The organism is Streptomyces pyxinicus, from assembly GCF_024753135.1.
GTDB classification, from domain to species: domain Bacteria; phylum Actinomycetota; class Actinomycetes; order Streptomycetales; family Streptomycetaceae; genus Streptomyces; species Streptomyces pyxinicus.
Genome location: NZ_JANUGP010000002.1, coordinates 146,439 through 173,006 on the forward strand (window position 1 = coordinate 146,439; position 26,568 = coordinate 173,006).

The 26,568-nt window shown below is 72.1% G+C and carries 24 protein-coding genes and 1 pseudogene; 10 read left to right on the forward strand and 15 right to left on the reverse strand.

What is annotated here, in order from left to right:
• Nucleotides 1-61: 61 nt before the first annotated feature.
• The gene (pth, locus tag NX794_RS03150) at nucleotides 62-664 is read left to right on the forward strand and encodes an aminoacyl-tRNA hydrolase (protein WP_258776541.1); all 603 of its coding nucleotides are present in this window, start codon (nucleotides 62-64) and stop codon (nucleotides 662-664) included.
• 52 nt (nucleotides 665-716) lie between these two features.
• A complete protein-coding gene (locus tag NX794_RS03155; RefSeq protein WP_258776543.1) occupies nucleotides 717-1,223 on the forward strand; it encodes a hypothetical protein in 507 nt (168 codons plus the stop codon).
• A gap of 63 nt (nucleotides 1,224-1,286) precedes the next feature.
• On the opposite strand, the gene ppc is transcribed toward NX794_RS03155, so the two are convergent.
• Complete coding sequence (gene ppc / locus NX794_RS03160) at nucleotides 1,287-4,031, reverse strand: phosphoenolpyruvate carboxylase (RefSeq protein WP_258776544.1); 2,745 nt, start codon at nucleotides 4,029-4,031, stop codon at nucleotides 1,287-1,289.
• A 301-nt stretch (nucleotides 4,032-4,332) separates the two neighbouring features.
• On the opposite strand from ppc, the gene NX794_RS03165 reads away from it, so the two are divergent.
• The 4 genes from NX794_RS03165 to NX794_RS03180 are packed head-to-tail and all read left to right on the forward strand — an operon-like array spanning nucleotide 4,333 to nucleotide 6,571.
• Entirely contained in the window at nucleotides 4,333-5,340 is a 1,008-nt protein-coding gene (locus tag NX794_RS03165) for an acyl-CoA desaturase (RefSeq protein WP_258776546.1), read from the forward strand.
• Nucleotides 5,337-6,014: a TetR/AcrR family transcriptional regulator gene (locus tag NX794_RS03170; RefSeq protein WP_258776547.1), complete on the forward strand. Its 678-nt coding sequence runs from the start codon at nucleotides 5,337-5,339 to the stop codon at nucleotides 6,012-6,014. Before NX794_RS03165 ends, NX794_RS03170 begins: the two co-directional genes overlap by 4 nt.
• Nucleotides 6,015-6,068: 54 nt before the next feature.
• Entirely contained in the window at nucleotides 6,069-6,323 is a 255-nt protein-coding gene (locus NX794_RS03175; protein WP_258776548.1) for a type II toxin-antitoxin system Phd/YefM family antitoxin, read from the forward strand.
• The gene (locus tag NX794_RS03180) at nucleotides 6,320-6,571 is read left to right on the forward strand and encodes a type II toxin-antitoxin system RelE family toxin (protein WP_258776549.1); all 252 of its coding nucleotides are present in this window, start codon (nucleotides 6,320-6,322) and stop codon (nucleotides 6,569-6,571) included. The genes NX794_RS03175 and NX794_RS03180 overlap by 4 nt, the downstream gene beginning before the upstream one ends.
• Nucleotide 6,572: 1 nt before the next feature.
• On the opposite strand, the gene NX794_RS03185 is transcribed toward NX794_RS03180, so the two are convergent.
• The gene (locus tag NX794_RS03185; protein ID WP_258776550.1) at nucleotides 6,573-7,385 is read right to left on the reverse strand and encodes a trans-aconitate 2-methyltransferase; all 813 of its coding nucleotides are present in this window, start codon (nucleotides 7,383-7,385) and stop codon (nucleotides 6,573-6,575) included.
• An 89-nt stretch (nucleotides 7,386-7,474) separates the two neighbouring features.
• Here NX794_RS03185 and tamR point away from each other — a divergent pair, with 89 nt between their 5' ends.
• Complete coding sequence (tamR, locus tag NX794_RS03190) at nucleotides 7,475-7,972, forward strand: MarR family transcriptional regulator TamR (protein WP_258776551.1); 498 nt, start codon at nucleotides 7,475-7,477, stop codon at nucleotides 7,970-7,972.
• Here the strand turns inward: tamR and NX794_RS03195 are convergent.
• The 5 genes from NX794_RS03195 to galT all read right to left on the reverse strand — a co-directional run bounded on the left by NX794_RS03195 (nucleotide 7,931) and on the right by galT (nucleotide 12,632).
• Complete coding sequence (locus NX794_RS03195; RefSeq protein WP_258776552.1) at nucleotides 7,931-8,698, reverse strand: helix-turn-helix transcriptional regulator; 768 nt, start codon at nucleotides 8,696-8,698, stop codon at nucleotides 7,931-7,933. The two genes, tamR and NX794_RS03195, sit on opposite strands and share 42 nt — an antisense overlap.
• Before the next feature lie 302 nt (nucleotides 8,699-9,000).
• Nucleotides 9,001-9,429, reverse strand: a complete 429-nt coding sequence (locus NX794_RS03200; RefSeq protein WP_258776553.1) for a hypothetical protein — start codon at nucleotides 9,427-9,429, stop codon at nucleotides 9,001-9,003.
• A gap of 28 nt (nucleotides 9,430-9,457) precedes the next feature.
• Nucleotides 9,458-10,612, reverse strand: coding sequence for a galactokinase (gene galK, locus NX794_RS03205; protein ID WP_258776554.1), 1,155 nt, complete (start codon nucleotides 10,610-10,612; stop codon nucleotides 9,458-9,460).
• A complete protein-coding gene (galE, locus tag NX794_RS03210; RefSeq protein ID WP_258776555.1) occupies nucleotides 10,612-11,574 on the reverse strand; it encodes a UDP-glucose 4-epimerase GalE in 963 nt (320 codons plus the stop codon). The genes galK and galE overlap by 1 nt, the downstream gene beginning before the upstream one ends.
• The gene (gene galT / locus NX794_RS03215) at nucleotides 11,574-12,632 is read right to left on the reverse strand and encodes a galactose-1-phosphate uridylyltransferase (RefSeq protein ID WP_258776557.1); all 1,059 of its coding nucleotides are present in this window, start codon (nucleotides 12,630-12,632) and stop codon (nucleotides 11,574-11,576) included. The genes galE and galT overlap by 1 nt, the downstream gene beginning before the upstream one ends.
• 177 nt (nucleotides 12,633-12,809) lie before the next feature.
• Between galT and NX794_RS03220 the strand changes: the two genes are divergently transcribed.
• Together NX794_RS03220 and NX794_RS03225 are read left to right on the forward strand one after the other, a co-directional pair.
• On the forward strand, nucleotides 12,810-14,501 hold the full coding sequence (locus NX794_RS03220) for a sodium:solute symporter family protein (protein ID WP_258776558.1): 1,692 nt from the start codon (nucleotides 12,810-12,812) through the stop codon (nucleotides 14,499-14,501).
• 21 nt (nucleotides 14,502-14,522) lie between these two features.
• Nucleotides 14,523-14,849 carry a hypothetical protein gene (locus tag NX794_RS03225; RefSeq protein WP_258776559.1) on the forward strand — a complete coding sequence of 109 codons (327 nt, stop codon included), beginning with the start codon at nucleotides 14,523-14,525 and terminating at the stop codon, nucleotides 14,847-14,849.
• 222 nt (nucleotides 14,850-15,071) lie between these two features.
• Here NX794_RS03225 and NX794_RS03230 read toward each other — a convergent pair whose 3' ends face one another.
• The 4 genes from NX794_RS03230 to NX794_RS03245 form a co-directional block, all read right to left on the reverse strand.
• A complete protein-coding gene (locus NX794_RS03230) occupies nucleotides 15,072-15,749 on the reverse strand; it encodes a helix-turn-helix transcriptional regulator (protein ID WP_258776561.1) in 678 nt (225 codons plus the stop codon).
• A 178-nt stretch (nucleotides 15,750-15,927) separates the two neighbouring features.
• Nucleotides 15,928-17,697: an outer membrane protein assembly factor BamB family protein gene (locus NX794_RS03235; protein WP_258776562.1), complete on the reverse strand. Its 1,770-nt coding sequence runs from the start codon at nucleotides 17,695-17,697 to the stop codon at nucleotides 15,928-15,930.
• 77 nt (nucleotides 17,698-17,774) lie between these two features.
• On the reverse strand, nucleotides 17,775-19,517 hold the full coding sequence (locus NX794_RS03240) for an outer membrane protein assembly factor BamB family protein (RefSeq protein WP_258776563.1): 1,743 nt from the start codon (nucleotides 19,515-19,517) through the stop codon (nucleotides 17,775-17,777).
• Nucleotides 19,518-19,741: 224 nt separating this feature from the next.
• The gene (locus tag NX794_RS03245) at nucleotides 19,742-21,550 is read right to left on the reverse strand and encodes an ABC-F family ATP-binding cassette domain-containing protein (RefSeq protein ID WP_258776564.1); all 1,809 of its coding nucleotides are present in this window, start codon (nucleotides 21,548-21,550) and stop codon (nucleotides 19,742-19,744) included.
• Nucleotides 21,551-21,699: 149 nt separating this feature from the next.
• On the opposite strand from NX794_RS03245, the pseudogene NX794_RS03250 reads away from it, so the two are divergent.
• Nucleotides 21,700-22,056 (forward strand): annotated as a pseudogene (locus NX794_RS03250) (Uma2 family endonuclease); the annotation flags it as partial.
• A 39-nt stretch (nucleotides 22,057-22,095) separates the two neighbouring features.
• Here the strand turns inward: NX794_RS03250 and NX794_RS03255 are convergent.
• The 4 genes from NX794_RS03255 to NX794_RS03270 form a co-directional block, all read right to left on the reverse strand.
• Nucleotides 22,096-22,989 (reverse strand): 4-(cytidine 5'-diphospho)-2-C-methyl-D-erythritol kinase, encoded by an 894-nt coding sequence (locus NX794_RS03255; protein ID WP_258776565.1) that lies wholly within the window; start codon nucleotides 22,987-22,989, stop codon nucleotides 22,096-22,098.
• Nucleotides 22,990-23,098: 109 nt separating this feature from the next.
• A complete protein-coding gene (gene rsmA, locus NX794_RS03260) occupies nucleotides 23,099-23,965 on the reverse strand; it encodes a 16S rRNA (adenine(1518)-N(6)/adenine(1519)-N(6))-dimethyltransferase RsmA (protein WP_258776566.1) in 867 nt (288 codons plus the stop codon).
• Between the two features lie 82 nt (nucleotides 23,966-24,047).
• Nucleotides 24,048-25,484, reverse strand: coding sequence for a resuscitation-promoting factor (locus NX794_RS03265; protein ID WP_428985841.1), 1,437 nt, complete (start codon nucleotides 25,482-25,484; stop codon nucleotides 24,048-24,050).
• Nucleotides 25,485-25,630: 146 nt separating this feature from the next.
• On the reverse strand, nucleotides 25,631-26,533 hold the full coding sequence (locus NX794_RS03270; protein ID WP_258776567.1) for a TatD family hydrolase: 903 nt from the start codon (nucleotides 26,531-26,533) through the stop codon (nucleotides 25,631-25,633).
• Nucleotides 26,534-26,568: the final 35 nt, after the last annotated feature.

The window sequence follows — 26,568 nt, forward strand, 5'->3', positions numbered from 1 at the left end:
CATCATCTGTTCAGCCGCCGTCTCCGCACCGGAGGCGGCGGCTGGCGCGTATCGAGGAGACATGGACGTGACCACCCCCGCCAACGCCCCCTGGCTGATCGTCGGGCTCGGCAATCCCGGGCCGGAGTACGCGATGAACCGGCACAACGTCGGTTTCATGGTGGCCGACCTGCTCGCGCACCGGATCGGGGGGAAGTTCAAGCGGGCCGGCAAGGCGCAGGCGCAGGTCCTGGAGGGCCGGATCGGTCCGGTGGGGCCGGCGAACCGGCGGGTGATCGTGGCGAAGCCGATGTCGTTCATGAACCTGTCCGGCGGCCCGGTGAACGCGCTGAAGGACTTCTACAAGGTGCCGGTGGCGAACGTGGTGGCCGTCCACGACGAGCTGGACATCGACTACGGCACGCTGCGGCTGAAGCTGGGCGGCGGCGACAACGGGCACAACGGCCTGAAGTCGATGACGAAGGCGATGGGCGCGGAGTACCACCGGGTGCGGTTCGGGATCGGCCGGCCGCCGGGGCGGATGCAGGTGGCGGACTTCGTGCTGAAGGACTTCTCGTCCGCCGAGCGCAAGGAGCTGGACTACTTCGTGGACCGGGCGGCGGACGCGGTGGAGGCTCTGGTGACGGAGGGCCTGGAGCGGGCGCAGGGCGCGTACAACTCCTGACTTGTACGGCTTTGGCGCGGCGGTGAGTTGACCCGCCGTAGCGGTATGGCCAATGATCCCGGCCATGCCTGCCTCCGCCTCCCCCGCCCGTCGGTCGTCCGTGTCCGTGCTGCGGTTCGGGCGGGTCGCGGTCATGGGCGCGCTCGCCGTCGTGATCCTGTTCGGCGGGGTGTGGGGCTCCTGGGGGACCGCGCAGCACGTGATGCTGTCCAAGGGCCGCGAGGAGGGCACGGTCCGGGTGACGGCCTGCGCGGGCGACAGCTGTTCGGGGCCGTTCACGCCGACGTCGGACGGGGCACGGGCACGCGCGCGCGTGACGCTCGACAAGTCGGTCGCGGTGCGCAAGGGGGAGACGTACGCCGTCGTGCTGAAGCCGCAGTCCTCGCACGCGGTGCGCTCGGGCCCGGCGGGGATCCTGTACGCCTGGGTGCCGTTCGGCGGCGCGCTGCTGCTGGCGTCGGTGGTGGTGGCGGGCGGGATGCGGCTGACCCGGATGGCGTGGGCGCTGGGCCTGGCCGGGGCCGCGCTGCTGACGTCGGCGTTCCTGGCGGTGCGGTAGGACGCTGAGATGACGGGTGCCCCCGGGGTCGTACGACCTCGGGGGCACCGGTGTGTCAGGGGGTCAGCCGGTGTTGCGCAGGCCGGCGGCGACGCCGTTGACGGTGAGGAGCAGGGCCCGGGAGAGCAGCGGGTCGGGGCTCGCTCCGGCGGCGGCCGCGTCGCGCTGGCGCTTGAGCAGGGTGACCTGGAGGTAGGAGATGGGGTCCAGGTAGGCGTCGCGGATGGCGAAGGTCTGCTTCAGGACGGGCGTGGCGGCGAGGAGTTCGCTCTCGCCGGTGATGCGCAGCACCTCGGCGACGGTCAGCTCGTGTTCGGCCCTGATGGTGTCGAAGACGTGCTTCAGCTCGTCGGGGACGAGGGTGTCGACGTAGTGCTGGGCGATCCGCAGGTCGGTCTTGGCGAGGGTCATCTCGACGTTGGAGACGAAGTTGCGGAAGAAGTGCCACTGTTCGTGCATCTCGGCGAGGACGGTGTCCCCCTCCTGCCGCAGGCCCGCCTCGCGCAGGGCCTTGAGGCCGGAGCCGACGCCGAACCAGCCGGGGACGATCTGCCGGGACTGGGTCCAGCCGAACACCCAGGGGATGGCGCGCAGTCCGTCGAGCGAGACGCCCGAGCCGGGGCGGCGCGAGGGCCGCGAGCCCAGGTGCAGCTCGGCGAGCTGGTCGACGGGCGTGGAGGCGAGGAAGTAGTTCGGCAGATCGGGATCCTCGACGAGCCGGCGGTAGGCGGCATGGGCGGCGTCGGAGACGACGTCCATCGCGGCGTCCCAGCGGGCGAGCGCATCGTCGGACTGGCGGGGCGCGGTGTGCAGGGCGGAGGCCTGGAGGGTGGCCGCGACGGTCAGTTCCAGGTTCTCGCGGGCCAGCGAGGGGATGAGGTACTTGTCGGAGATGACCTCGCCCTGTTCGGTGACCTTGATCTCGCCTTCCAGGGTGCCCCAGGGCTGGGCGAGGATCGCGTCGTGGGAGGGGCCGCCGCCGCGGCCGACGGTGCCGCCGCGGCCGTGGAAGAGGCGCAGGCGTACGCCGTAGCGGTGGGCGACGTCGCGCAGCCGGCGCTGGGCGCGGTGGATCTCCCACTGGCTGGTGGTGATGCCGCCGAACTTGGAGGAGTCGGAGTAGCCGAGCATGACCTCCTGGACGTCCCCGCGCAGCGCGACCAGGCGCCGGTAGGACGGGTCGGAGAGCATGTCCTCCAGGATGGTGTCGGCGGCCTTCAGCTCGTCGGTGGTCTCCAGCAGCGGGACGATGCCGATCTTCGCCCAGCCGGCGTGCAGGTCGAGCAGGCCGGCCTCGCGGGCGAGGACGGCGGCGGCGAAGACGTCGTCGGCGCCCTGGCACATGGAGATGATGTAGGACTCGATGACCTCGGGGCCGAAGACCGCGAGGGCCTTCTTGACGGTCTCGAAGACGCCGAGGGTCTTGGCGCCGGCCGCGTCGACGGGCGCGGGGGTGGGCGCGAGCGGCCTTCTGGAGCGCAGTTCCTTGGCGAGCAGCCGGGCCCGGTACTCGCGGGGCATGTCGGCGTAGCGCCAGGACTCCTCGCCGAGGCGGTCGAAGAGCTGGCCGAGGGCGTGGTGGTGGGCGTCGGCGTGTTCGCGGACGTCCATGGTGGCGAGCTGGAGGCCGAAGGCGGCCAGGGTGCGCAGGACGCGGCTGAGCCGGCCGTCGGCGAGCAGGGCGCCGCGGTGGGCGCGCAGCGAGGTCTGGAGGATGCGCAGGTCGGCGAGGAGTTCGGCGGTGCCGAGGTAGTCGCGGCCGTCCTCGTGGGCGCTGCCCCGGGCGAGGCGCAGCTTGGTGTTCTCCAGCTTCTGCCGGACGCAGGTGGCCTTGAGCCGGTAGGGCTCCTCGGCGTTGAGGCGCTTGTAGCGGGGGCTGATCTCGGGCAGCCGGTCCAGGTCGGCCCGCAGGGACTCCAGGAGTTCCTCGGTGGCGCCGGTGTAGCGGATGGAGTTGGAGAGCAGGCCGCGCAGCTCGTCGACCATCTCCAGGGCGTCGTTGATGCCGTGCTCGTGCTGGAGGATGAGGACGTCCCAGGTGACCTGGGGGGTGACGTTGGGGTTGCCGTCGCGGTCGCCGCCGATCCAGGTGCCGAAGGTGAGCGGGCGGGTTTCGTCGGGCAGCTTGACGCCGACCCGCTCCAGCTCCGCCGTCAGGTCCTCCAGGACGTCGCCGACGGCGTCGGCGTGCAGTTCGTCGAGGTAGTAGATGGCGTTGCGGGCCTCGTCGGCGGGCTCGGGGCGGACCACGCGCAGTTCGTCGGTCTGCCAGACGAGGTCGATGTTCTCGGCGAGGCGGACGTCGTGCCGGCGGCGGTCGGAGTCGAGGACGGGGGTGTCCAGGAGTGCGGCGACGCGCCGGAGCTTGTTGAGGACCGACCGGCGCGCGGCCTCGGTGGGGTGGGCGGTGAAGACCGGGCGGACGTTGAGGTTCGCCACGCTCTGCCGCACGTGCTCGGGGTCGGCGTCCTTGAGCCGGTCGGCGGTGCGGGCCAGCAGGCCGCCCTCGGCCGCGCGGCGGGCGCGCAGCTCCCGGCCGCGGTGCACCTGCTCGGTGACGTTGGCCAGGTGGAAGTAGGTGGAGAAGGCGCGGACCAGCTTGGCCGCGGTCTCCAGTTCGGTGCCGCGCAGCAGCTCGGCGGCGGCCTCGCCGTCCTCGCGGGTGAGGCGGCGGACCTTCTCGACCAAATCGAGGAGTTCGGGCCCCTCCTGCCGGACGAGGGTCTCGCCCAGGAGGTCACCCAGCCGGCGGATGTCGGCGCGCAGCTCGCTGCCGGTCGTGGTGGTCTGGTCGTCGGCACTGCTCACAGGTGCGGCTCCTTGCAGTGTTGAAGCTCGTCTGGGAGGGAACCCGGGCCGCCTGCCACGCGGCGGGGCCCGCATACGGGCCGGAGCGTCCGGGAAGAAACGTCAGCGGACCGCGCTGTCCGACCGACTCCAAGGATAGGTGGCCACGGTGACGCGCAGGCTCTCGGGCTCTTGCCGCCGCCCGGCACGCTGCCATACTTACGTCGCCGTAGGTTACGGAACCGTAGGGACGTACCGTCGAGTCCCGTCCGGTCCCGGCGTACGGCGTCTGTCTTGACCCTCGACCCCACAGGGGACGCGCATGACCTCAAGGTCCGATGTGATCGAAGAAGCCGGCAAGGCCACCGACACACCTCCTCCCTCCGCCACGCTGGGCGGCGAGCAGAAGCGGTCGCTCGAACAGATCACGCTGCTCCTGTTCATCGTCGTGCCGTTCCTGGCACTGGTGGCGGCCGTGCCGCTGGCCTGGGGCTGGGGGGTGAGCTGGCTCGACCTGGGCCTGCTGGTCTTCTTCTACTACCTGGGGTGCCACGGCATCACGATCGGTTTCCACCGGTACTTCACGCACGGCTCGTTCAAGGCGAAGCGGCCGCTGCGGATCGCGCTGGCCATCATGGGCTCGATGGCGGTCGAGGGGCCGTTGGTGCGCTGGGTGGCCGACCACCGCAGGCACCACAAGTTCTCCGACGCCGAGGGCGACCCCCACTCGCCGTGGCGGTACGGGGAGACGGTCCCGGCGCTGATGAAGGGCCTGTGGTGGGCGCACATCGGCTGGATGTTCGACGAGGAGCAGACCCCGCAGGACAAGTACGCGCCGGATCTGATCAAGGACCCGGCGATGCGCGCGATCTCCCGGCAGTTCATTCTGTGGACGGGCGTGTCGCTGCTGCTGCCGCCGCTGATCGGCGGTCTGGTGACGATGTCGTGGTGGGGCGCGTTCACGGCGCTCTTCTGGGGGTCCCTCGTCCGGGTGGCGCTGCTGCACCATGTGACGTGGTCGATCAACTCGATCTGTCACGCGGTCGGCAAGCGGCCGTTCAGGTCGCGGGACCGCTCGGGCAACGTGTGGTGGCTGGCGGTGCTGTCCTGCGGCGAGTCCTGGCACAACCTGCACCACGCCGACCCGACCTCGGCCCGGCACGGGGTGATGCGCGGCCAGATCGACTCCTCGGCGCGGTTCATCCGCTGGTTCGAGCAGCTGGGCTGGGCGTACGACGTGCGCTGGCCGTCACGCTCGCGTATCGATTCGCGCCGTAACAGCGACGACGGCGGCTCCCGGCGCCGGGCGGAGGCGGCCGAGGCGGCATGATGGACGCCGTGGCGACCGATTCCAGCAGCACCCCCGGACATGACAAGCAGCGGCGGGCCCGCCGGACGCGGATGACCGGTGCCGAGCGCCGCCAGCAGCTGCTGGAGATCGGTCGCACCCTCTTCGCGGCGAAGGGTTTCGAGGGCACCTCGGTGGAGGAGATCGCGGCGAAGGCCGGGGTGTCCAAGCCGGTGGTGTACGAGCACTTCGGCGGCAAGGAGGGGCTGTACGCGGTGGTGGTCGACCGTGAGATGCGGCGCCTGCTCGACATGGTGACCGGCTCGCTGACCGCCGGGCACCCGCGGGAGCTGTGCGAGCAGGCGGCGTTCGCGCTGCTGGACTACATCGAGGAGTACACGGACGGTTTCCGCATCCTGGTCCGTGACTCCCCCATCCCGCAGTCGACGGGCACCTTCGCCTCGCTGATCTCGGACATCGCCACGCAGGTGGAGGACATCCTGGGCCGCGAGTTCAAGTCCCGCGGCTTCGACTCCAAGCTCGCCCCGCTGTACGCGCAGGCCCTGGTCGGCATGGTCGCGCTGACCGGCCAGTGGTGGCTGGACGTACGCCGCCCGAAGAAGGCGGAGGTCGCGGCGCACCTGGTGAACCTGGCGTGGCACGGCCTGGACGGCCTGGAGCAGAAGCCGCGGCTGATAGGGCACCGCAAGAGCTGAAGCAACAGCGCTGAACCAACAGCGCACTGGATCAACCTTGTGTAATCTTCCTGCATGACCGAGATCACGATCAGCGCGGCCCGAGCCCAGCTGGGCGACCTGGTCCGCCGGGCGGCCCACGGCCGCGAGACCATCGCCCTGACCGACCACGGACACGTGGCCGCGCTGCTGGTGTCTCCGCAGGTGATAGAGGATCTTGAGGACGCCCTGGCCGTGGCCGACTATCAGCGGCGCAAGGCGGAGGGGACGCTCGGACCCGGCATCCCGATGGCGGAAGTGCGCAAGCGGCTGGGGCTCGAACAGAAGTGACCTACGAGATCGTCTTCGAACCGCACGCCCTGGACGCCGCGGCGCGGTTCCTCGCGGAGGACCCCGGCGGCCTCACCGTACTCCTGGACACCATCGACAAGCTGGCCGACGACCCCCGCCCGGCGGGGTCGACGCCGTACGGGTCGCCCGATCTGCGGCGCCTGCGCGTAGGTGACCACCGCGTCCTGTACGCCATCGAGTCCGACGCCATCCGGATTCTCGTCACCCACCTGGGGCGCACTCCTTAGGTCATCGCCCCGTACGGGCCACGGCGAACAGCCGGCGGAAGGGCAGGACGGTGCCGTAGGGGGCGCTCGGGTAGGCCGTGCGGAGCAGGTCGCGGTACTCGGTGAGAAAGGCGTCGCGGGCCTCGGGGTCGTCGCCGAGGGCGGTCAGGACGGGCCGCAGTCCGGTGCCCTTCACCCAGTCCAGCACCGGGTCCGGGCCGGGCAGGACGTGCAGGTACGTCGTCTGCCACACGTCGGCCGCGCAGCCGAGGCGGGCGAGCCGGTCCAGGTAGACGGCGGGGGTGTGCACGGAGTCGGTGCGGCGCGGCACGTCGGCGAGGCGGGTCTTCCAGCGCGGGGTGGCGGCGAGTTCCCGCATCAGGGCGTGCAGCGGGGCGTCGGTGTTGTCGGGGACCTGGAAGGCGAGGGTGCCGCCGGGCCCGAGGGCGGCGGTCCAGTCGGCGAGGCGGTCGAGGTGGCCCGGCACCCACTGGAGGGTGGCGTTGGAGACGATCAGGTCGCAGGGCTCGGCGGGCGTCCAGGTGCGGGCGTCGGCGTGGGCGAAGTCGAGCCGGCCGCCGCCGGGGGTGGGGCCCTCGTACTCGGTGTGGGCCCGGTCGAGCATCTCGGGCGAGTTGTCGTAGCCGGTGACGTGGGCGGTGGGCCAGCGTTCGGTGAGGTGGACGGTGACGTTGCCGGGACCGCAGCCGAGGTCGGCGATGCGCGGGGGCTCTCCCGGCAGGTCGGGGACGCGGGCGAGCAGGTCGGTGAAGGGGCGGGCCCGGTGCCCGGCGTGCCGCAGGTACTGGGCGGGATCCCAGCTCGGATTCGTCATGCCGACCACTTTCCCCGGCGATTTATCTTGATGTCAAGAGACTCGACATCAAGAGACTTCACATCGACACAACCACTACACTGATCTCCATGGAGGACGAGGTCGATCGGCTGGTCGCAGCGTGGCGCCGGGAGCGCCCGGACCTCGACGTGGAACCGCTGGAAGTGCTCAGCCGGGTGAGCCGACTCGCCCGGCACCTGGACCGCGCGCGCCGGCTCGCGTTCGCCGAGCACCAGTTGGAGCCCTGGGAGTTCGACGTGCTGACCGCGCTGCGGCGCGCGGGCACGCCGTACCAGCTCTCCCCCGGGCAGCTGCTGACCCAGACCCTGGTCACCTCGGGCACGATGACCAACCGCATCGACCGGCTGGCCAAGAAGGGCCTGGTCGAGCGGCTGCCCGACCCCAGCGACCGGCGGGGCGTGCTGGTGCGGCTGTCCGACGAGGGCCGGGACCGCGCCGACCAGGCGCTGGCGGGCCTGCTGGAGCAGGAGCGGGCGCTGCTCGGCGAGCTGTCCCGCGCCCAGCGCGCGGAGCTGGCCGGGCTGCTACGCCAGCTGACCGCCCCGTTCGACAACATCCCCGGCTAGCTCGGCCGGTCCGACGCCGGCCCGGCGGGCGAGCGCGACGGCGGCCAGCGTGGAGTGGACGCCCAGCTTGCCGAGGACGTTCTGCATATGGGTGCGGACGGTGTGCGGGGAGAGGAACAGCCGCTCGGCGACGGCCTTGCGGCCGAGCCCCGCGACCATGCAGCGCAGCACCTCCCGCTCCCTGGGCGTGAGGGACTCCACCAGCCGCTCGCTCTCGGTGCGGTGCCGGCGGGCGGCCGTCAGCTCCTTCAGCACGCCGGTCAGCAGGGCGGGCGGCAGATGCGTCTCGTCACGCAGCACACCGCGGATCACCGTCAGCAGCCGCGACAGCGAGCAGTCCTTGGCGACCCAGCCGGAGGCGCCGGCGCCGAGCGCGAGGGCGGCGCGGCGCGGCTCGTCCTTCCCGGCCAGGACGACGATCCGGACGCCCGGCTGCGCGGCCCGTACCCCGGCGACCAGCGAGAGCCCGTCCACCAGGCCCTCCTCGTCACCGGCCTGCACGGGAACGGCGGGACGGGTCCCGGGCAACGCCCCGCCCAGGTCGGCGTCCACGAGCAGCACGTCGTAGCGGCGGCCCTCGCCGGCCGCGCGCTCCAGGCAGCGCAGCGCGGCCGGGCCGCTGCCGGCGGCGGAGACGTCGACGTCGGGCTCGGCGGCCAGGGCGGCGGCGAGCGACTCGGCGAAGATGCGGTGGTCGTCCACGACCAGGACTCGGATACGCACCACGAAACCCCCTTCCCCAGGCTCCACGCGGAGCAGGGGATACCCAAGGCCGGAGAAGACGACGCGCACGGGTACGACACCCGGTGGAAGGAAGGCCTCCGCCCCGGCCGCCGCCGTCGCGGGGAGTGCTACCCCCACCGCGGGCGCCGTACCCGCCTGTCTCGCCCCCTGATCAGCACCGGCCCCCACCGGTGCTGCTCCACAGAGTACGGACCCGGCCCCGCCGGGGAAGCGGATTCCCGGAACTCCCCTTCTCCCGTGTGACCGGTGTGCCAGGGGACGGCCAACGGGACGGAAGCGGACGCTCAGCGAGCGCTGCCGGGCGGGGGCGGTGGTGGTGGGTAGGGCGGCCGCGGCGGAACCCTGGGACCGGGCGGCCCCACCGGCGGCGGAGGCCGCGGCTCCATCGACCGCCGGGGCCGCGGCGCCGGCGGCCGGCGGGTGGGCGCCGGCGGGGGCGCGGGCAGAGGCGGCGGCACCTCCCGATCGTCAGCGAGCACAGGTCCCCCGGCACGCAGCCGCTCGACGGTCCGCTCGGCCCTGCGGCGGGCCCGGGGGTCGTCGTCGCGCTGGAAGACGTGCCGGTAGGTCCACCGGCCGATGTGGTCGCGCGACAGCAGCCGATACCCGAGCGCGTGCGCGACCCTCTCGGCACGCGCGCGCTCGGCCAGGCCGAGCCGGATCTCGACCTGTCCCCGCCCGTCGAACCGGGCCCGTATCTCGTCGTCGTTCATCAACAGCCATTGCAGCAGGCCGCTGCTGTCACACCAGCCGCCGAGCCCCCTCCCCCGGGACCGCCTCGAAGACGCGGGGCTGGGTGAAGGCGGCGGCCGTGAAGGCTTCCTGGACGGCCTTGGTGAGGGGGTCGATGTCCGTGGCCTCCGCCAGGACGATGGCCGAGCCGCCGAAGCCGCCGCCGGTCATGCGGGCGCCGAGGGCGCCGTGGGTGAGGGCGGTGTCGACGACCAGGTCCAGCTCCGAGCAGGAGATGCGGAAGTCGTCGCGGAGCGAGGCGTGGCCCTCGGTGAGGACGGGGCCGATGGCGCGGGTCTCGCCGGCGTGCAGCAGGGCGACGGTGCGTTCGACCCGCTCGTCCTCCGTGACCACGTGCCGGACCAGGCGGACGATCTCCTCCTCGTCACCGAGCCGGGCGAGGGCGGCGTCCAACCCGCCGTAGGGGATGTCCCGCAGGGCGTCGACGCCGAGCAGCGCGGCGCCCTTCTCGCAGCCGGCCCGGCGCTTGCCGTACTCGCCGCCGCTGTGCGCGTGCTTGACCTGGGTGTCGACCACCAGCAGCCGCAGCCCCTCGGCGGCGAGGTCGAAGGGGATCTGCCGCTGGGACAGGTCCCGGGTGTCGAGGAAGAGCGCGTGCCCGGCCTCGCAGCAGGCCGACGCCGTCTGGTCCATGATGCCGGTCGGCGCGCCGACGTAGACGTTCTCGGCGCGCTGGCACAGCCGGGCCAGCTTCCAGCGCGGGAGGCCGAGTTCGTACAGGTCGTTCAGGGCGAGCGCGATGACGACCTCCAGCGCGGCGGAGGAGGACAGGCCCGCGCCGGTCGGCACCGTGGAGGACAGGTGGATGTCGGCGCCGGTCAGCGGGTGGCCGGCCTCGCGCAGCGCCCACACCACGCCTGCCGGGTACGCCGTCCAGGTGGTGTCCGAGCCGGGGGTGAGGCCGGCGAGGCGGAGTTCCCGCGCGCCGCCTCCGGCGTCCGCCGAGTGCAGGCGCAGGACCCCGTCGTCGCGGCGGGCGACCGCCGCGACCGTGTGGTGCGGCAGGGCGAACGGCATGACGAAGCCGTCGTTGTAGTCGGTGTGTTCGCCGATCAGGTTGACCCGGCCCGGTGCCGCCCACACCCCCTCCGGGCCCGTCCCGTACAGCTCGGTGAAGCGCTCCGCGACCTGCTGTGCCCCCACTAGTGCTCCTTCGCGATGCTCTGCGCGAACCGCCAGGCGTCCGCGACGATCCCCGCGAGGTCCGCGCGGGACGGGTTCCAGCCCAGCCGCTCGCGGGCCGCGTCGGCCGAGGCGACCAGGACCGCCGGGTCGCCGCCCCGGCGCGGGGCGACCACCTCGGGGATCGGGTGCCCGGTGACCTCGCGGACCGTCTCGACGACCTCGCGCACGGAGAAGCCGCTGCCGTTGCCGAGGTTGCAGATCAGGTGCTCGCCCGCGCGGGCCGCGGTCAGCGCCAGCAGGTGGGCCTCGGCCAGGTCCGCGACGTGGATGTAGTCGCGCACGCAGGTGCCGTCGGGGGTCGGGTAGTCGTCGCCGTAGACGGAGATCGCGTCGCGGCGGCCCTGGGCGACCTGGAGGACCAGCGGGATGAGGTGCGACTCGGGGTCGTGCCGCTCGCCGCGGTCGCCGTACGCGCCCGCCACGTTGAAGTAGCGCAGCGACACCGCGGCCAGGCCGTGCGCGTGCGCCTCGCTGGTGATCATGTGGTCGACGGCGAGCTTGGTGGCCCCGTAGGGGTTGGTCGGCCGGGCCGGGGCGCTCTCCGGGATCGGGACCTGCTCGGGCTCGCCGTAGGTGGCCGCCGTGGAGGAGAACACCAGTGTGCGCACGCCGGTCTCGCGCATCGCGGCGAGCAGGGCCATGCTGCCGCCGACGTTGTTGTCCCAGTACTTCTCCGGCTTCACGACCGACTCGCCGACCTGCGAGGACGCGGCGAAGTGCAGCACGCCGTCGTAGGAGGGGTCGAGCCACTTGGCGGCGTCGCGGATATCGCCCTCGATGAACACGGCCCCGGCCGGGACGCCCTCGCGGAAGCCGGTGGAGAGATTGTCGAGGACGGTGACCTCGTGTCCGGCCTCCAGCAGATGCTGCGCCACGACACTGCCGACATAACCCGCGCCACCCGTCACCAGGTACTTCATCAACTCGCTACCTCTCGCAGTCGCTCGGCCGCGCGTTCCGGCGGCACGTCGTTGATGAACACGTTCATGCCGGACTCGGAACCCGCGAGAAACTTCAGCTTGCCGGAAGTGCGGCGGACGGTGAAAAGCTCAAGGTGCAGCGCGAAGTCGCCGCGCGTCACGCCGTCGAACTCCGCCGGCGGTCCGAACGGGGCCTGGTGCCAGGCCGCGATGTAGGGCGTGGGCGGCTCACCTTCGCCGAAGATCCGGTCGAAGCGCCTCAAGAGTTCCAGATAGACCTGGGGGAACTCTGTGCGTGCCGCCTCGTCGAGCGCGAGCAGGTCGGGCACCCGGCGCTTGGGGTACAGGTGGACCTCGTACGGCCAGTGCGCCGCGTACGGCACGAAGGCCGCCCAGTGTTCACTCTCAAGGACGACCCGCTCACCGGCGAGTTCCCGCTCCAGGACGGCGTCGAAGAGGTTCTCCCCGCCGGTGGCCTCCTGGTGCGCGGCGAGCGAGCGGAGCATCAGGGCGGTGCGGGGGGTGGTGAAGGGGTAGGCGTAGATCTGGCCGTGCGGGTGGCCGAGTGTCACCCCGATCTCGGCGCCGCGGTTCTCGAAACAGAACACCTGCTCGACGGAGGGCAGATGCGACAGCTCGGACGTGCGGTCGGTCCAGGCGTCCAGCACCAGCCGGGCCTGGCTCTCGTCCAGGTCGGCGAAGGAGGCGTCGTGGTCGGAGGTGAAGCAGACGACCTCGCAGCGCCCGGAGTCGCCGGCCAGCGAGGGGAAACGGTTCTCGAAGACGACGACGTCGTACGACGCGTCCGGGATCTCGCTCAACCGCCCGCCCCGCGTCGGGCACAGCGGGCACTCGTCGGCCGGCGGATGGTAGGTGCGGCCCTGCCGGTGCGAGGCGACGGCGATCGCGTCGCCGAGCAGTTCGTCGCGGCGGATCTCGGACGTGGTGACCGTGGGCTCCAGCGGACGGTGGTCGGCGGCGTCCCGCACGATGTCGTCCCGGAGGTCGTAGTAGATCAGCTCACGGCCGTCCGCCAGCCGTGTCGAGGTCTTCTTCAACGCCGGACTCCTCTAGGTGCCACCCGATCACTCAACACAATCAAACATAACAAACCACAAGTCGACAACATCGGCGACCATCACAATCAAACAAAGAACACCAACAGGAGTGTTCAATTCTCGAACGTGTCGGCGTAGGTTCCGCTTGGATCAGTTCGCGCAACGAAGCGAGTTCTCATGCAAACGCCCGCAGAAGCCCCGACCTACCTGGCGGCGGAGCTAAGACTCCCCACCAACTGGCTGGACTACACGATCCTGGCGATCTACTTCGTCGTCGTGCTCGGCATCGGGTTCGCGGCCCGGCGCTCGGTCAAGACCAGCCTCGACTTCTTCCTCTCCGGTCGCTCGCTGCCCGCCTGGATCACCGGCCTGGCCTTCATCTCCGCGAACCTGGCCGCCACCGAGATCCTGGGCATGGCCGCGAACAGTGCCCAGTACGGCGCCTACACCGTGCACTGGTACTGGATCGGCGCCATCCCCGCCATGGTCTTCCTCGGCCTGGTGATGATGCCCTTCTACTACGGCAGCAAGGTCCGGTCGGTCCCCGAGTTCCTGCTGCTGCGCTTCGACCGGGGCGCCCACCTGCTCAGCTCGATCCTGTTCGCCTTCGCCGCCATCCTGATCGCGGGCGTCAACCTCTACGCCCTCGCGATCGTCGTCGAGGCGCTGCTCGGCTGGCCGCAGTGGGTCGCCATCGTCGTCGCCGGCGCCTTCGTGCTCGCCTACATCACCCTCGGCGGCCTGTCCTCGGCGATCTACAACGAGGTGCTCCAGTTCTTCGTGATCCTGGCCGCCCTCATCCCGATCACCATCCTCGGCCTGAAGAAGGTCGGCGGCTGGGACGGCCTGACCGACAAGCTCACCGCCACCCACGGCGGGAACTTCACCACCGCGTGGGGCGGCACCGGCATCGGCAGTACCAACCCGCTCGGCGCCAACTGGCTGACCATCGTGCTCGGCCTCGGCTTCGTGCTGTCTTTCGGCTACTGGACGACCAACTTCGCCGAGGTGCAGCGCGCCCTGTCCGCGAAGAACCTCTCCGCCGGACAGCGCACCCCGCTGATCGCGGCCTACCCGAAGATCTTCATCGTCTTCCTGGTGATGATCCCGGGCCTGGTCGCCGCCGCGCTCATCCCGAACTTCGGCACCGCCGCCTCCGGCTACCAGTACAACGACGCCATCCCCTACCTGATGCAGGAACTGCTGCCCAACGGCGTGCTCGGCATCGCGGTCACCGGTCTGCTGGCGGCCTTCATGGCGGGCATGGCGGCGAACGTGTCGTCGTTCAACACGGTCTTCACGAACGACATCTGGGCCAAGTACGTGAAGCGCGGCCAGGAGGACGCCTACTACGTCCGCTTCGGCCGGCTGATCACCGTGATCGGCGTCTGCGCGTCCGTCGGCACGGCGTTCCTGGCGTCGTCGTTCTCGAACATCATGAGCTACCTCCAGACGCTGTTCTCCTTCTTCAACGTGCCGATGTTCGTGGTCTTCATCGTCGGCATGTTCTGGAAGCGGGCGTCCGCCAAGTCCGGCTTCTGGGGCCTGCTCGCCGGCACCACCGCGGCGATGGTCAACTACTTCGTGTTCTACAAGAAGGGGATCATCTCCCTCCCCTCCGACCAGGGCGCCAACTTCGTCTCCGCGATCGCCGGGTTCGTCGCCGGCGCGGTCGTGATGTTCGCCGTCTCCCTGTTCACCAAGCCCAAGCCGGTGGCCGAACTCCAGGGGCTGGTCTACGGCACCCGGTCCCCCGGCATGTCCGAGGCGCCCGCCGCGGGCGACGACGCCTGGTACCGCAGGCCCGCCCTGCTGGGCTGGGGCGCGGTCGCCCTGGCCGCCGTCTGCTACATCCCGTTCTCGTTCTGATCGCGGGAGGATGAGGAAACCATGACCGAGAACCCCGACCGCCGACCCGAGTCCGCGGGCTACTCCGAGTACGACGTCCAGCGCGAGGTCACCGAGCTGGAGGGCAGGTCCGCGACCGCGGCACGCATCTTCGACCTGCGCCGGATCATCGGCGGCCTGTTCGTGCTGTACGGCGTCATCGTCACGATCACCGGCATCACCGACTCCCAGTCCGCCATCGACAAGGCGCAGGGCGTCAACATCAACCTGTGGACCGGGATCGGGATGCTGCTGCTGGGCGTCTTCTTCCTGGCCTGGCTGAAGCTGCGCCCGACGGTCGTCTCCGACGGCTCGGCCGACGAGGAGTGAGGGCCGGCTTCCCGGGCGCGGGCGCGTGGGGGCTGGTCGCGCAGTTCCCCGCGCCCCTACGGGGCACGGCCCCGGCTACCCCGTCCGACAGAACCCGGCGCCCGGCTTCATCGCCCGTGACAGGCCCTCCACCTGGTGCGGGTCCGTCGGGGCCGGTCGCGCAGTTCCCCGCGCCCCTACGGGGCGCGGCCCCCGTCCACTCCGTGCGGTAGGAGCCCCCGTCTACTCCGTACGGTAGGAGCCCGCGCGGTCCAGGAGGCCGGTGCGGGCCGCGAGGGCCGCTGCCTCCAGGCGGGAGCCGACGCCCAGTTTCATCAGGACCCGCTGCACATGGGTGCGGGCGGTGCTGGGGGCGATGCCCATGCCGGCCGCGATCACCCGGGTGTCCTCACCGTCGGCCACCCGGACCAGCACCTCGACCTCACGCGGCGTGAGCATCTCCAGCAGCCGCTGCGCCTCGTCGTCGGGCTGGGCGGCGGGGTTGAGCAGATCACCGAAGGCGCCCTGGAGCAGTTGCGGCGCCACCGCCGCCTCGCCCGCCCGGGCCTTCATCATGGCCCGCTCGACGCCCTCGATCCGCTCGTCGTGCCGCACATACCCGGACGCACCCGCCGCGAACGCCGCCGCGATCCCGCGCGGTGACGGCACGGGTCCCAGCACCAGCACCGCCACCTGCGGGCGCTCCCGCTTGATCTTCACCACCGGGTCGAAGATCCCCGGCTCGGCCGGCGCCGCCGTACCCAGCAGGCACACCTCCGGTGCCCGCGCGATCACCAGGTCCGCCGCACCGGCGGCCGGCGCCGCCGCGGCCAGTACCCGGTGCCCGCGCAGCTTGAGGGCCGACGCCAGCGCTTCCGCGAGCAGGCGATGGTCGTCCACGACCACGAGCCGTACTCCCATAGAACCCCCCAGTCCCCCGACGGATGCCCCACTATGGACGCCCGCCGGTCCTCAAGGACAGAGGGCCCCCCGGCACCCGTCCTTCATGCCCCCGGAAGCTACACGCTTGTTCGACCTCGCGCCGCCCGTATCTCGGTATGTCAGTCCTTCGGGGGAGGCGGGCGGTATGGCCGGCCCGTCAGCCGTCCGTACCGAACGCCATGACGAGGTACTCCTTGTCGGACCCGGACGTGTACGGCTTGTGCGCGTACACGGCCGACATGTACAGCCGTCCGCGCGCGTACCGCATCTCCGCGTACTCCGGCAGCAGTTTGGTCTCGGCGTTGCGCACGCTCGGCGTGGCCGGGTTCTCCAGCAGCCTGGTCTCCTTGAAGCCGGCGCCGCCGAGGCTGACGATCTGTCCGCCCTTGTTGTACGGCGGCTGCTTGTAGGCGAGCAGACTGGCGCCGTCCATGCGCAGCGGGGAGAGCGTGTAGTTGTCACCGGCCTCCGCACGCTGGCCGGTCTGCTTGCCGGTCTTCAGGTCGAAGGCGATGATCTCGTTGGTCCTGCCGTACGACTCGCCCTTGCCCTCGTGCTCCACGGTCGGCAGGAACAGCCTGCCGTCGCCGGCGACGACCTCGTTGCAGCCGTCGATGCGCGAGTTGCCGTCGCAGCGACCCCCGTAGGTGTCGTCGGGGGCGGGGATGCGGGCGAGCAGCCGGCCGGTTCTGCCGTCGATGGAGAAGTAGTCCCGGACGTTGGTGCCCTTGCCCGCGACCACCAGCGGGTCCGTGGAGACGAGGGCGGCGTAGTCGACGCCGTCGGGCATCCGGTACTCGGAGATCACCTTCCCGCTCTTCGGGTCGATGGTCTGGATGTGCAGCTGCGGGTTGTCGTACGCGCCGCACCGGCGCACCGCCACCAGTCTGGCGCCGCCGCCGTAGCCGTCGTCACGGCAGCTGTCACCGGGCTTCGGCTGCCACAGCGACGCACCGGAGTCGACGTCGAACGCGGCGCCGCCACTGGTGCCGCCGACCGCGACGGTGTGCTGGGAGACCGTCACGTCCTGGAGGCTGACCGGGTAGTCACCGGACTTGACCGTCTTCGTCCACAGCTTCTTGCCCGCGTCGAGGTCGATCGCGGCGACCTGGGTGCATCCGGCGGAGGAGTTCTTCGCGGGCATCCTCGGCTGGAAGACGACCGCCGTCTTGTCGTCCTCGGTGACGTGGTCGCTGGCCGAGCACACCGGGCCCGGCAGCTTGACCGTCCACAGCTTGGTGCCCTTGGCCGGGTCGTAGCCGACGATCTCGGCGATGCCGCTCTTCGCGTACACCTTGTCCGTCAGCCACGAGCCGGAGGTGACGACGGTGTCGTCCGTCTTCGGCAGCGGCACCTGGAACAGCACCCGGGAGGCCGGGTCGGACGGCGCCTTCTCCGTGCCGCCACCGCCGCTCGTGTCCCCGGAGCCGGAGCCGCCCTTGCCGCCGCCGGAGGAGGCGGTGCCGTGCCGCGTGCCGTCGTCCCCGGAGGACTTGGCGTACAGGACGCCGCCGCCGACGATCAGCGCGATGGCGACGACCGCCGCGACGACGATGAACAGCGCGGTGTTGTTCCGTCCGCCGCCCGGTGCCGGGTGCGGCCGCATCGGCACGGTGGGCTGCTGGCCCGGGTAGCCGTAGCCCGGCTGCGGGTACGGGTTCTGCGGCTGCCCGCCGTACGGGGGCTGGGTGGCGTACGGGGGCTGGGTGGCGTACGGGTTCTGCTGCGGGCCGGGGTAGCCGTAGCCGGGCCCGGGAGGCGTCTGCGGGTAGCCGTAACCGGGGCCCGGCTGCGGGTAGCCGTAACCGGGGCCCGACGGTGGTGCGGGCGGGCCGGCGGGGGGCGGGGGCGGTGTGGCCGGCTGGTCCTGGGGGCCGGTGCCTCCCTGCGGGGGCTGGTTCGGCGGCGGTGGGGGCGGCTGGGTCATGGGAGCGGACACCTCGGGGAAGCGGCTGAGGGCGTAAAGGGGCAGGGGGCGGAGCGCGACGGGGCCTTGTGTCCGGCTCAGTTGCCGAAGGCCATCATCAGCTTCTCCTTGCTGTCGTCGTTGCCGGACAGCCGCCCGGCGGAGATGTAGAACCGCCCGTCGGCCCAGTCGACCTGGCCGCTGTAGAAGGTGTTCTCGATCCGGGCGGTGCCCTGCGGGTTCTGGAGCAGCTTGGTCGTGGTGTGGGAGGAGCCGGTGAGCGGGACGGACACCACCTGGCCGCCCGCGTCGTACGACGGCTGCACATAGGCGATGAGCTTGCCACCCTGCACCTTGATCGGCACCATCGGCTCGGCGGCCGGGGACTTGACCCGCCACTTCGCCTTGCCGTCGGAGAGGCTGATCGCGACGATCTCGTTGGCGCTGCCGACGGTGCTGGTGGGCAGGTAGAGCGTGTCGGCGTCGGCCGCGACGCCCTGGCAGCCCTGGAGGGCGCGCTGGAGGACCGCCCAGCCGCAGCTGGAGGCGAACTTCTCGTCGACCTTCACCTCGGAGCGGAAGTTGCCGTCCTTGGTGAAGGTGGTGATGTTCCAGGCCTTCTTGTCCTGGTTGGTCAGGTAGACCACGAGCGGGTCGACGGAGTACGTCCGCGCCACCCGCCAGCCCTTCTTGACCGGGTCGGTCCACCGCACCTTGCCGGTGGCGGGGTCGAGTTCGGAGATCTCGTCGTGTTCCTTGGCCGTGCCGGCGGCGCAGGAGGCCACCTGCACGAGCCGTCCGGTGCCGCCCGCGAACGCGGTCGGGAAGCAGGCCGCGCCGTACTTCTTCTTGTCGTACAGCTCCTTGCCGGTCTCGATGTCATACGCCGTGCCCGACTGCGACCGGCCCACCATCAGCGTCCGGCCGCTCACGGACAGCTCGACATCGAGCGTGCTGTCGAACAGTTCGCCGTCGGCGACCTCGGCGTGCCAGCCCTTCGTGCCGGTCGCCAGGTCGAGCTGCTGGAGCTGGTTGCACTTGGCCCGTGAGGTCGCGCCGTCCATGTACGCCACGACGATCTTGCCGTCAGCCGACTGGTACGGGGTGGCCGCGCAGATCTTCTGCGGGAAGTCGACGGGTCCCCACGCGGCGCCGCCACTGGCGGGTTCGTAGGCGAAGACCTGCTTGTACGCCGCCTTCACCGCGGCCTTGCCGGTGATCCACATGCCGGGCGCGTCCGCGCCGGAACCCGGGGCGTCCGGGGCCGACTTGTACCAGAGCACCTTGGCCTCGCCGGACTTCCGGCCCTCGTTGAGGTTCTCGGGGTCCTCCCCGCCGCCGCTGCCGCCGGACGCGTTCGGGGACGCGGAGGAGGACTGCTTGGCGTCGTCGCTCCGCCCGGCGACGGGCTTCTTCCCGCCGCCGTCGTCGTCACCACCGCCGGTCAGCGCGAGGACGGTGCCGCCGATGACGAGCAGCGCGGCCACGGCGGCGCCGACGATCAGCGCGGTCTTCTTCCGGCCGCCACCAGGGCCACCAGGGCCACCAGGACCGCCGGCGGAGGGCCCGCCGGGGTAGGGGCCGCCGGGGTAGGGCGGCTGCTGCGGATAGCCCGGGTAGCCGTAACCGGGCGGCTGGGGCAGCGGGGGCGGCGTGCCGTAGGGGCCGGGGCCGGGCTGCTGCGGGTAGCCGGGGCCCGGCTGGGGCGGCGGGGGTGCCTGGGGGGCGCCGAAGCCACCCTGGGCCGGTGGCGGCGGGGGACCGAATCCCCCGCCCTGCGGCGGCGTGCCGGGCGGTGCTCCGTAGCCGTCGTGCGGCGGCTGGTCGGGCGGCTGAGTCATCAGCGTTCTTCCCCCTCGTTCACTGATTTTTAGCCACGCCCCGAGGTTCCCGAGGGACCCAAGGACGTATTCAGAGAGTTCTCAGACGGCTCTTTCTACCACCCGGCACCGACAGCCCACGGTGCCGCGTTCGCCGCTGTACCCAAGGGAGAACCGGCCTGTGATGCGGCCGTTACGCGCCCTCGTACTCCTGCCCGCCCTGCGCGCCGAGCTGGTACGCCTCGCTACGCGTCCTCCGCCAATTCCAGCCAGCGCATCTCCAGTTCCTCCCGCTCCCCGGCGAGATCGCGCAGCTTGGCGTCCAGTTCGGCCACCTTCGCGAAGTCGGTCGCGTTGTCGGCGATCTGGGTGTGCAGCTTGGCCTCCTTCTCGGAGACCTTGTCCAACTGGCGCTCGATCTTCTGGAGTTCCTTCTTGGCGGCGCGCTGGTCGGCGGCGCTCTTCTCCGTCGTGGCCGGCTTGGGCGTCGCGGCGGCGGTCTGCGCGGCGGCCGCCTCCTCCATCCGCCGGCGCCGCTCCAGGTACTCGTCGATACCGCGCGGCAGCATCCGCAGGGCGCCGTCGCCGAGCAGGGCGAAGACGCGGTCCGTGGTCCGCTCGACGAAGAAGCGGTCGTGGGAGATGACGACCATGGAGCCGGGCCAGCCGTCGAGGACGTCCTCCAGCTGGGTGAGGGTCTCGATGTCGAGGTCGTTGGTGGGCTCGTCCAGGAAGAGGACGTTGGGCTCGTCCATCAGCAGCCGCAGCAGCTGGAGCCGGCGGCGCTCACCGCCGGAGAGGTCGCCGACCGGCGTCCACTGCTTCTCCTTGCCGAAGCCGAACGTCTCGCAGAGCTGGCCGGCGGTCATCTCGCGCCCCTTGCCGAGGTCGACGCGCTCGCGGACGCGCTGCACCGCCTCCAGGACCCGCCAGGTGGGGTCGAGTTCGGCGACCTCCTGGGAGAGGTAGGCGAGCTTCACGGTCCGGCCCACGGCGATGCGTCCGCCGACCGGCTGCTCCTCGCCCGCGCTGCGGGCGGCGTCGGCCATGGCGCGCAGCAGCGAGGTCTTGCCGGCGCCGTTGACGCCGACGAGGCCGATGCGGTCGCCCGGCCCGAGCTGCCAGGTGAGGTGCTTGAGCAGCACCTTGGGGCCGGCCTGGACGGTGACGTCCTCCAGGTCGAAGACGGTCTTGCCGAGACGCGAGGAGGCGAACTTCATCAGCTCGCTGCTGTCGCGAGGCGGCGGCACGTCCGCGATCAGCTCGTTGGCGGCCTCGACCCGGAAGCGCGGCTTGGAGGTACGGGCGGGCGCACCGCGCCGCAGCCAGGCCAGCTCCTTGCGGATCAGGTTCTGCCGCTTGGTCTCCTCGGTGGCGGCGATGCGTTCGCGCTCGGCACGGGCGAAGACGTAGTCGGAGTAGCCGCCCTCGTACTCGTACACGTCGCCGCGCTGCACGTCCCACATGCGGGTGCTGACCTGGTCGAGGAACCAGCGGTCGTGGGTGACGCACACCAGCGCCGAGCGCCGGTTGCGCAGGTGCTCGGCCAGCCAGGCGATGCCCTCGACGTCGAGGTGGTTGGTGGGCTCGTCCAGGACGAGCAGGTCCTGCTCCTCGATGAGCAGCTTGGCCAGGGCGATCCGGCGCCGCTCGCCACCGGACAGCGGCCCGATGACGGTGTCCAGCCCCTTGGGGAAGCCCGGCAGGTCGAGCCCCCCGAACAGTCCGGTCAGCACGTCCCTGACCTTGGCGTTGCCCGCCCACTCGTGGTCGGCCATGTCGCCGATGACCTCGTGCCGGACGGTGGCGGCGGGGTCGAGGGAGTCGTGCTGGGTGAGGACGCCGAGCCGCAGCCCGCCGGAGTGCGTGATCCGCCCGGTGTCGGCCTCCTCCAGCTTGGCGAGCATCCGGATGAGGGTGGTCTTGCCGTCGCCGTTGCGCCCGACGACCCCGATCCGGTCCCCTTCCGACACACCGAGCGAGACGCCGTCCAGCAGGGCACGGGTGCCGTACACCTTGCTGACGTTCTCGACATTGACCAGGTTGACGGCCATTTCACTCCTGCACGGCGGGGATCGGTCAGCCTTCAAGCGTAGGCCCTCCGGGGCGGGGGGCGGCGCGCGAGGGGTTCGTCACTCTTTGTGATGACGTGACCGGTACCGGACCCGTTGCCCGGCGGACGTGCCGGAGGATCCCGTCCCTCTTCCATGCCGACGCGATCGACCTGCTGGGCAGCGGCCTGAGGCGGAAGCTCCGTCGGAGATCAGGGTCGTACGCCAGATGACCGTCGTCCTCGACGAACGCGACGCCCCTGAGCCGGACCTCTCCGTGATCCGAGCCGAAGCCGTCCTCGACCGGCGTCAGACCCACTTCAAGGCGGCCGACGTCCTGCTCGCCGTCGAAGTCGTCTCACCCGACTCGGCGGCTCGTGACCGCAACGCCAAGCGAACGCGGTGAGGTCACCGGCACCTACGCGCTCACCGGCATCCACCACGACCACGTCAAGATCCGTGTCCCCTACGGCATCGACATCGACCTGACCGGGATCGACGCCCTCTGACCGCCCCCGAGGCCGCCCCGCGGTCGCCCTACAGAACCGTCACAGAACCGTCGCCCCCGCCACCGGCCCCGCCGCCGTCCGTACCGTGCGGCAGGTGCCGGAGGCGTGGAGGGCTTCGGCGACCTTGGCGGCCGAGTCGGCGTCGCGGGTGAGGAAGGCTGTCGTGGGGCCCGAGCCCGAGACCAGGGTGGCGAGGGCGCCCGCCGCGCGGCCGGCCGCCAGGGTGCCGGCGAGTTCCGGGAAGAGGGAGAGGGCGGCGGGCTGGAGGTCGTTGGAGACGGCCGCCGCGAGTGCGTCGGCGTCGCCCTTGGCCAGCGCGTCCAGCAGGTCCGCCGAGGCCACCGGCTCCGGGATCGCCCGGCCCTCGGCCAGGCGGTCGAACTCGCGGAAGACCGCCGGCGTGGACAGTCCGCGCCCGGCCATCGCGAACACCCAGTGGAAGGTGCCGCCCACGTCGAGGCCGGTCAGCCGCTCGCCTCGGCCGACGCCGAGGGCCGCCCCGCCGACCAGGCTGAAGGGCACGTCGCTGCCCAACTCGGCGCAGATGTCGAGCAGTTCGGCACGGGAGGCGCCGGTGTTCCACAGCGCGTCGCAGGCGAGCAGCGCGCCCGCGCCGTCCGCGCTGCCGCCGGCCATGCCGCCGGCGACCGGGATGTCCTTGGCGATGTGCAGGTGGACGGCCGGTTCGATGCCCCGGCGCGCGGCCAGCGCGAGCGCGGCGCGGGCGGCGAGGTTGGTGCGGTCGAGGGGGACCTGCGCGGCGTCCGGGCCCGCGCAGGTGATCCGCAGCTCATCGGCCGGGGTGACGGTGACCTCGTCGTAGAGGCCGACGGCGAGGAAGACGTTGGCGAGGTCGTGGAAGCCGTCGGCGCGCGCGGCGCCGACCGCGAGCTGGACGTTGACCTTGGCGGGGACGCGGACCGTGACGCTCACTGCTGACCGGGCTCCTCGGGAGGTACGGGGATGTACGGGCGGTGTCGAGGCGACGCGCGGAGCCGCTCGGAGACTCCCGGCGCCCCGCACGTCACGCGAGTCACACGCGTCACACGCGGGGCGCGTGTTCGGCGATGCGGGCGAACTCCTCGACCGTCAGGGACTCGCCGCGGGCCTGCGGCGAGACCCCGGCCGCGACCAGCGCCGTCTCCGCCGCGGCGGCGGACCCGGCCCAGCCGGCGAGCGCGGCCCGCAGGGTCTTGCGGCGCTGCGCGAACGCGGCGTCGACCACCCGGAAGACCTGCGCCTTCGTGGCCGTCGTCGGGATCGGCTCGGTCCGCCGGACCAGGGCGACCAGCCCGCTGTCCACGTTCGGCGCGGGCCAGAAGACGGTGCGGCCGATCGCCCCGGCCCGCTTGACCTCGGCGTACCAGTTGGCCTTGACCGACGGCACGCCGTACACCTTCGAGCCCGGCGCGGCGGCGAGCCGGTCGGCGACCTCGGCCTGCACCATCACCAGCGTCCGCTCGATGCTCGGGAAGGTGTCGAGCATGTGCAGCAGCACCGGCACGGCCACGTTGTACGGCAGGTTCGCCACCAGCGCGGTCGGCGCGGGGCCGGGCAGCTCGGTGACGTGCAGGGCGTCGGAGTGGACCAGCGCGAACCGGTCGGCGCGCTCCGGCATCCGCGCGGCGACGGTCGCGGGCAGCGCGCCGGCCAGCACGTCGTCGATCTCGACGGCGGTGACCCGGTCGGCGGCCTCCAGCAGCGCGAGGGTGAGGGAGCCGAGCCCGGGGCCGACCTCGACCACCGTGTCGTCGGGGCGGACCTCGGCGGTGCGGACGATGCGCCGGACCGTGTTGGCGTCGATCACGAAGTTCTGGCCGCGCTGCTTGGTGGGGCGGACACCGAGCGCGGCCGCGAGTTCGCGGATGTCGGCCGGGCCGAGGAGGGCGTCGGGGATGGGGCTGCTCACGGGACAAGGGTACGGGGGCGCCGGGGGGCGGATCGCCGGGCGCCCCGGTGCCGGGCTCGGCCGGCGTGCGGTCGGGATCCCGCTAGCTGTGCAGCCGAGGCCCGCAGTGCGGCCAGGGGGCGGCGCCCTGGCGTACGTACAGCTTCTTCGCGCGGTACGTCTGCTCCCGTGCCGAGGCGTCCTGCGGGCGTCCGCTGCCGCCGAGGCTGTGCCAGGTGCGGGCGTCGAACTGGTACAGCCCGCCGTAGGTGCCCGAGGGGTCCACGGCGTGCGGACGGCCGCCGGACTCGCAGGCGGCCAGCGCCTGCCAGTTGAGGTGGTCGGCGCCGTGCACGGAGTCCGGCCGGGGCTTGGTACCGAACCTCACCAGCTGTTCGCGGGGCCGGCGCACCACCTCGGTGCGCTCCCGGCGCGGCTTCTGCCGGACGCCGTTGACGGTCCGCTGGAGGTAGGTGGTGCGGCGCAGGCCGGGCCGCCCGGGGCGGTCGACCACCTCGGTGCCCCGGAAGAGAGTGGGATCGGCGGTGCGCTCGACCGCGAAGGGGATCTGCTCCTCGTACACCCGCCGGGCGCCGGTGACGCGCAGCACGGTCACCGTCTGTCCGTCGCGCGGGAAGCTGCCGAGCGGCACCGAGGTGGTGTCCTGGCCGCGCAGCGTGATGCCGGCCTCCCGGACCGCCTCGCCGACGTTGGCGGCGTTGGTGCGCAGGGTGCGGGCACGGCCATCCGCCATGATCGTCACGGCGCGTTCGGTGCGCACGTCGAGCGCGAGCCCGGCGCGGCCGATGCTCCGGGAGCGTGAGGCGGACAGGTACGCGCCCTGGGCGCGCACGCCCAGCTCGTCCAGCGCGCCCTCGACGGTGTGCGCCGTCGTCCACACCTCGCGCCGGCTGCCGTCCAGGGTGAGGCGTACGGGGCGGCCGTAGCGGACGGCCACCTCGTCGCCGCTGGCGAGGGCCGCGCCGGGGGCGGGCGCGACCATGTCGTGCTCCCCCATCGGGACGCCCTGCTCGGCGAGGAGTTCGCCGACGTCGCCGGCGAAGGTGTGCAGGGTGCGCTGATGACCGTCGACGCTCAGCTCGATCGCCTTGTCCTCGGCGACGAAGGCGGTGGTGCCGCCGGCCAGGAAGGCGACGACCAGCGCCTGCGGCAGCAGCCGGCGCAGAGCGGACTCCGAGCGCTCACCCGGGCGCCCCTTGCGCCGGCGCGCGGCACGCCCGTCCACACCCTCCTCGCCGACGGCCCCGCCGGGCATCGCGGGCACCGTGGGCAGGGGCGGCATCACGGGCACCGTGGGCAGGGGCGGCATCGCGGGCAACGTCGGCGCGCTCCCGCTCTGCCGCGGCAGCGGGCGCTCGTACCCGGGCCGGTACGTGTCCGCGTACATCACCCCGTACGTCAGCGTCTCCGAGTCGTGGCCGCCGTACCGAGGGGTGCCGTACCAGGGGGCGCCCGGCGGGCCGGACGGCGCACAGTAGGGGCCGTACGCCTGAAAGGGCTCGTACTGCGAGTTGCTCACGCCGACACGCTCCAGAGGGCCACGGGGGTCCGGATCGGGCCGAACCTAGCGGAGCGACTGTCACTCTCCAAAGCGGCACGACCACGCGGCGTCACGCTCGAACCCGAGCGCGATCCCGTGGCCGTTATCGCCTGGTTACGCTTGCTCTACGCTCCGTAGTCGAAGGCGCGGGCCGTGTTCGCGGCCAGGGCCGTCGCCAGCGCGTCTTCGCCGATGCCGCGTACGGCGGCCATCGCGCGGACCGTGACCGGAACGAGATACGGCGCGTTGGGCCGTCCGCGGTACGGGGCGGGGGTGAGGAAGGGCGCGTCGGTCTCCACCAGGACCAGCTCCAGCGGGGCGACGGCGAGCGCGTCCCGCAGGTTCTGGGCGTTCTTGAAGGTGACGTTGCCGGCGAAGGACAGGAAGTAGCCCTCGCGCGCGCAGAGCGCGGCCATCTCGGCGTCGCCGGAGTAGCAGTGGAAGACGGTGCGCTCGGGAGCGCCCTCCTCCTTCAGCACGCGCAGCACGTCGGCGTGCGCCTCGCGGTCGTGGATGACGAGCGCCTTGCCGTGCCGCTTGGCGATCTCGATGTGAGCGCGGAAGGACCGCTCCTGCGCGGCCTTGCCCTCGGGACCGGTACGGAAGTAGTCGAGCCCGGTCTCGCCGACGCCCCGCACCTGGGGCAGGGCGGCCAGCCGGTCGATCTCGGCGAGGGCCTCGTCGAGCGCGGCGTCACCGCCCGGTTCGCGGGCGCCCTGCCGTGACCAGCCGTCGGGGTCGCCGTGCACGATGCGCGGGGCCTCGTTGGGGTGCAGGGCGACGGCGGCGTGCACACCGGCGTGCGCGGCGGCCGTCTCGGCCGCCCACCGCGAGCCCTTGAGGTCGCAGCCGACCTGCACGACGGTCGTCACCCCCACCGACGCCGCCTTGGCAAGGGCCTCCTCGACCGTGCCGGACTGCATGTCGAGATGGGTGTGCGAGTCGGCGACGGGCACCCGGAGGGGTGCCGGCAGCGGCGGGGCCGCGTTCTTGTCGTCCTTGGGGCTCGGACCGGCGTGCGAAGACATGCCCCGATCCTACGGAAGGGGCATGTCCCGTCCGT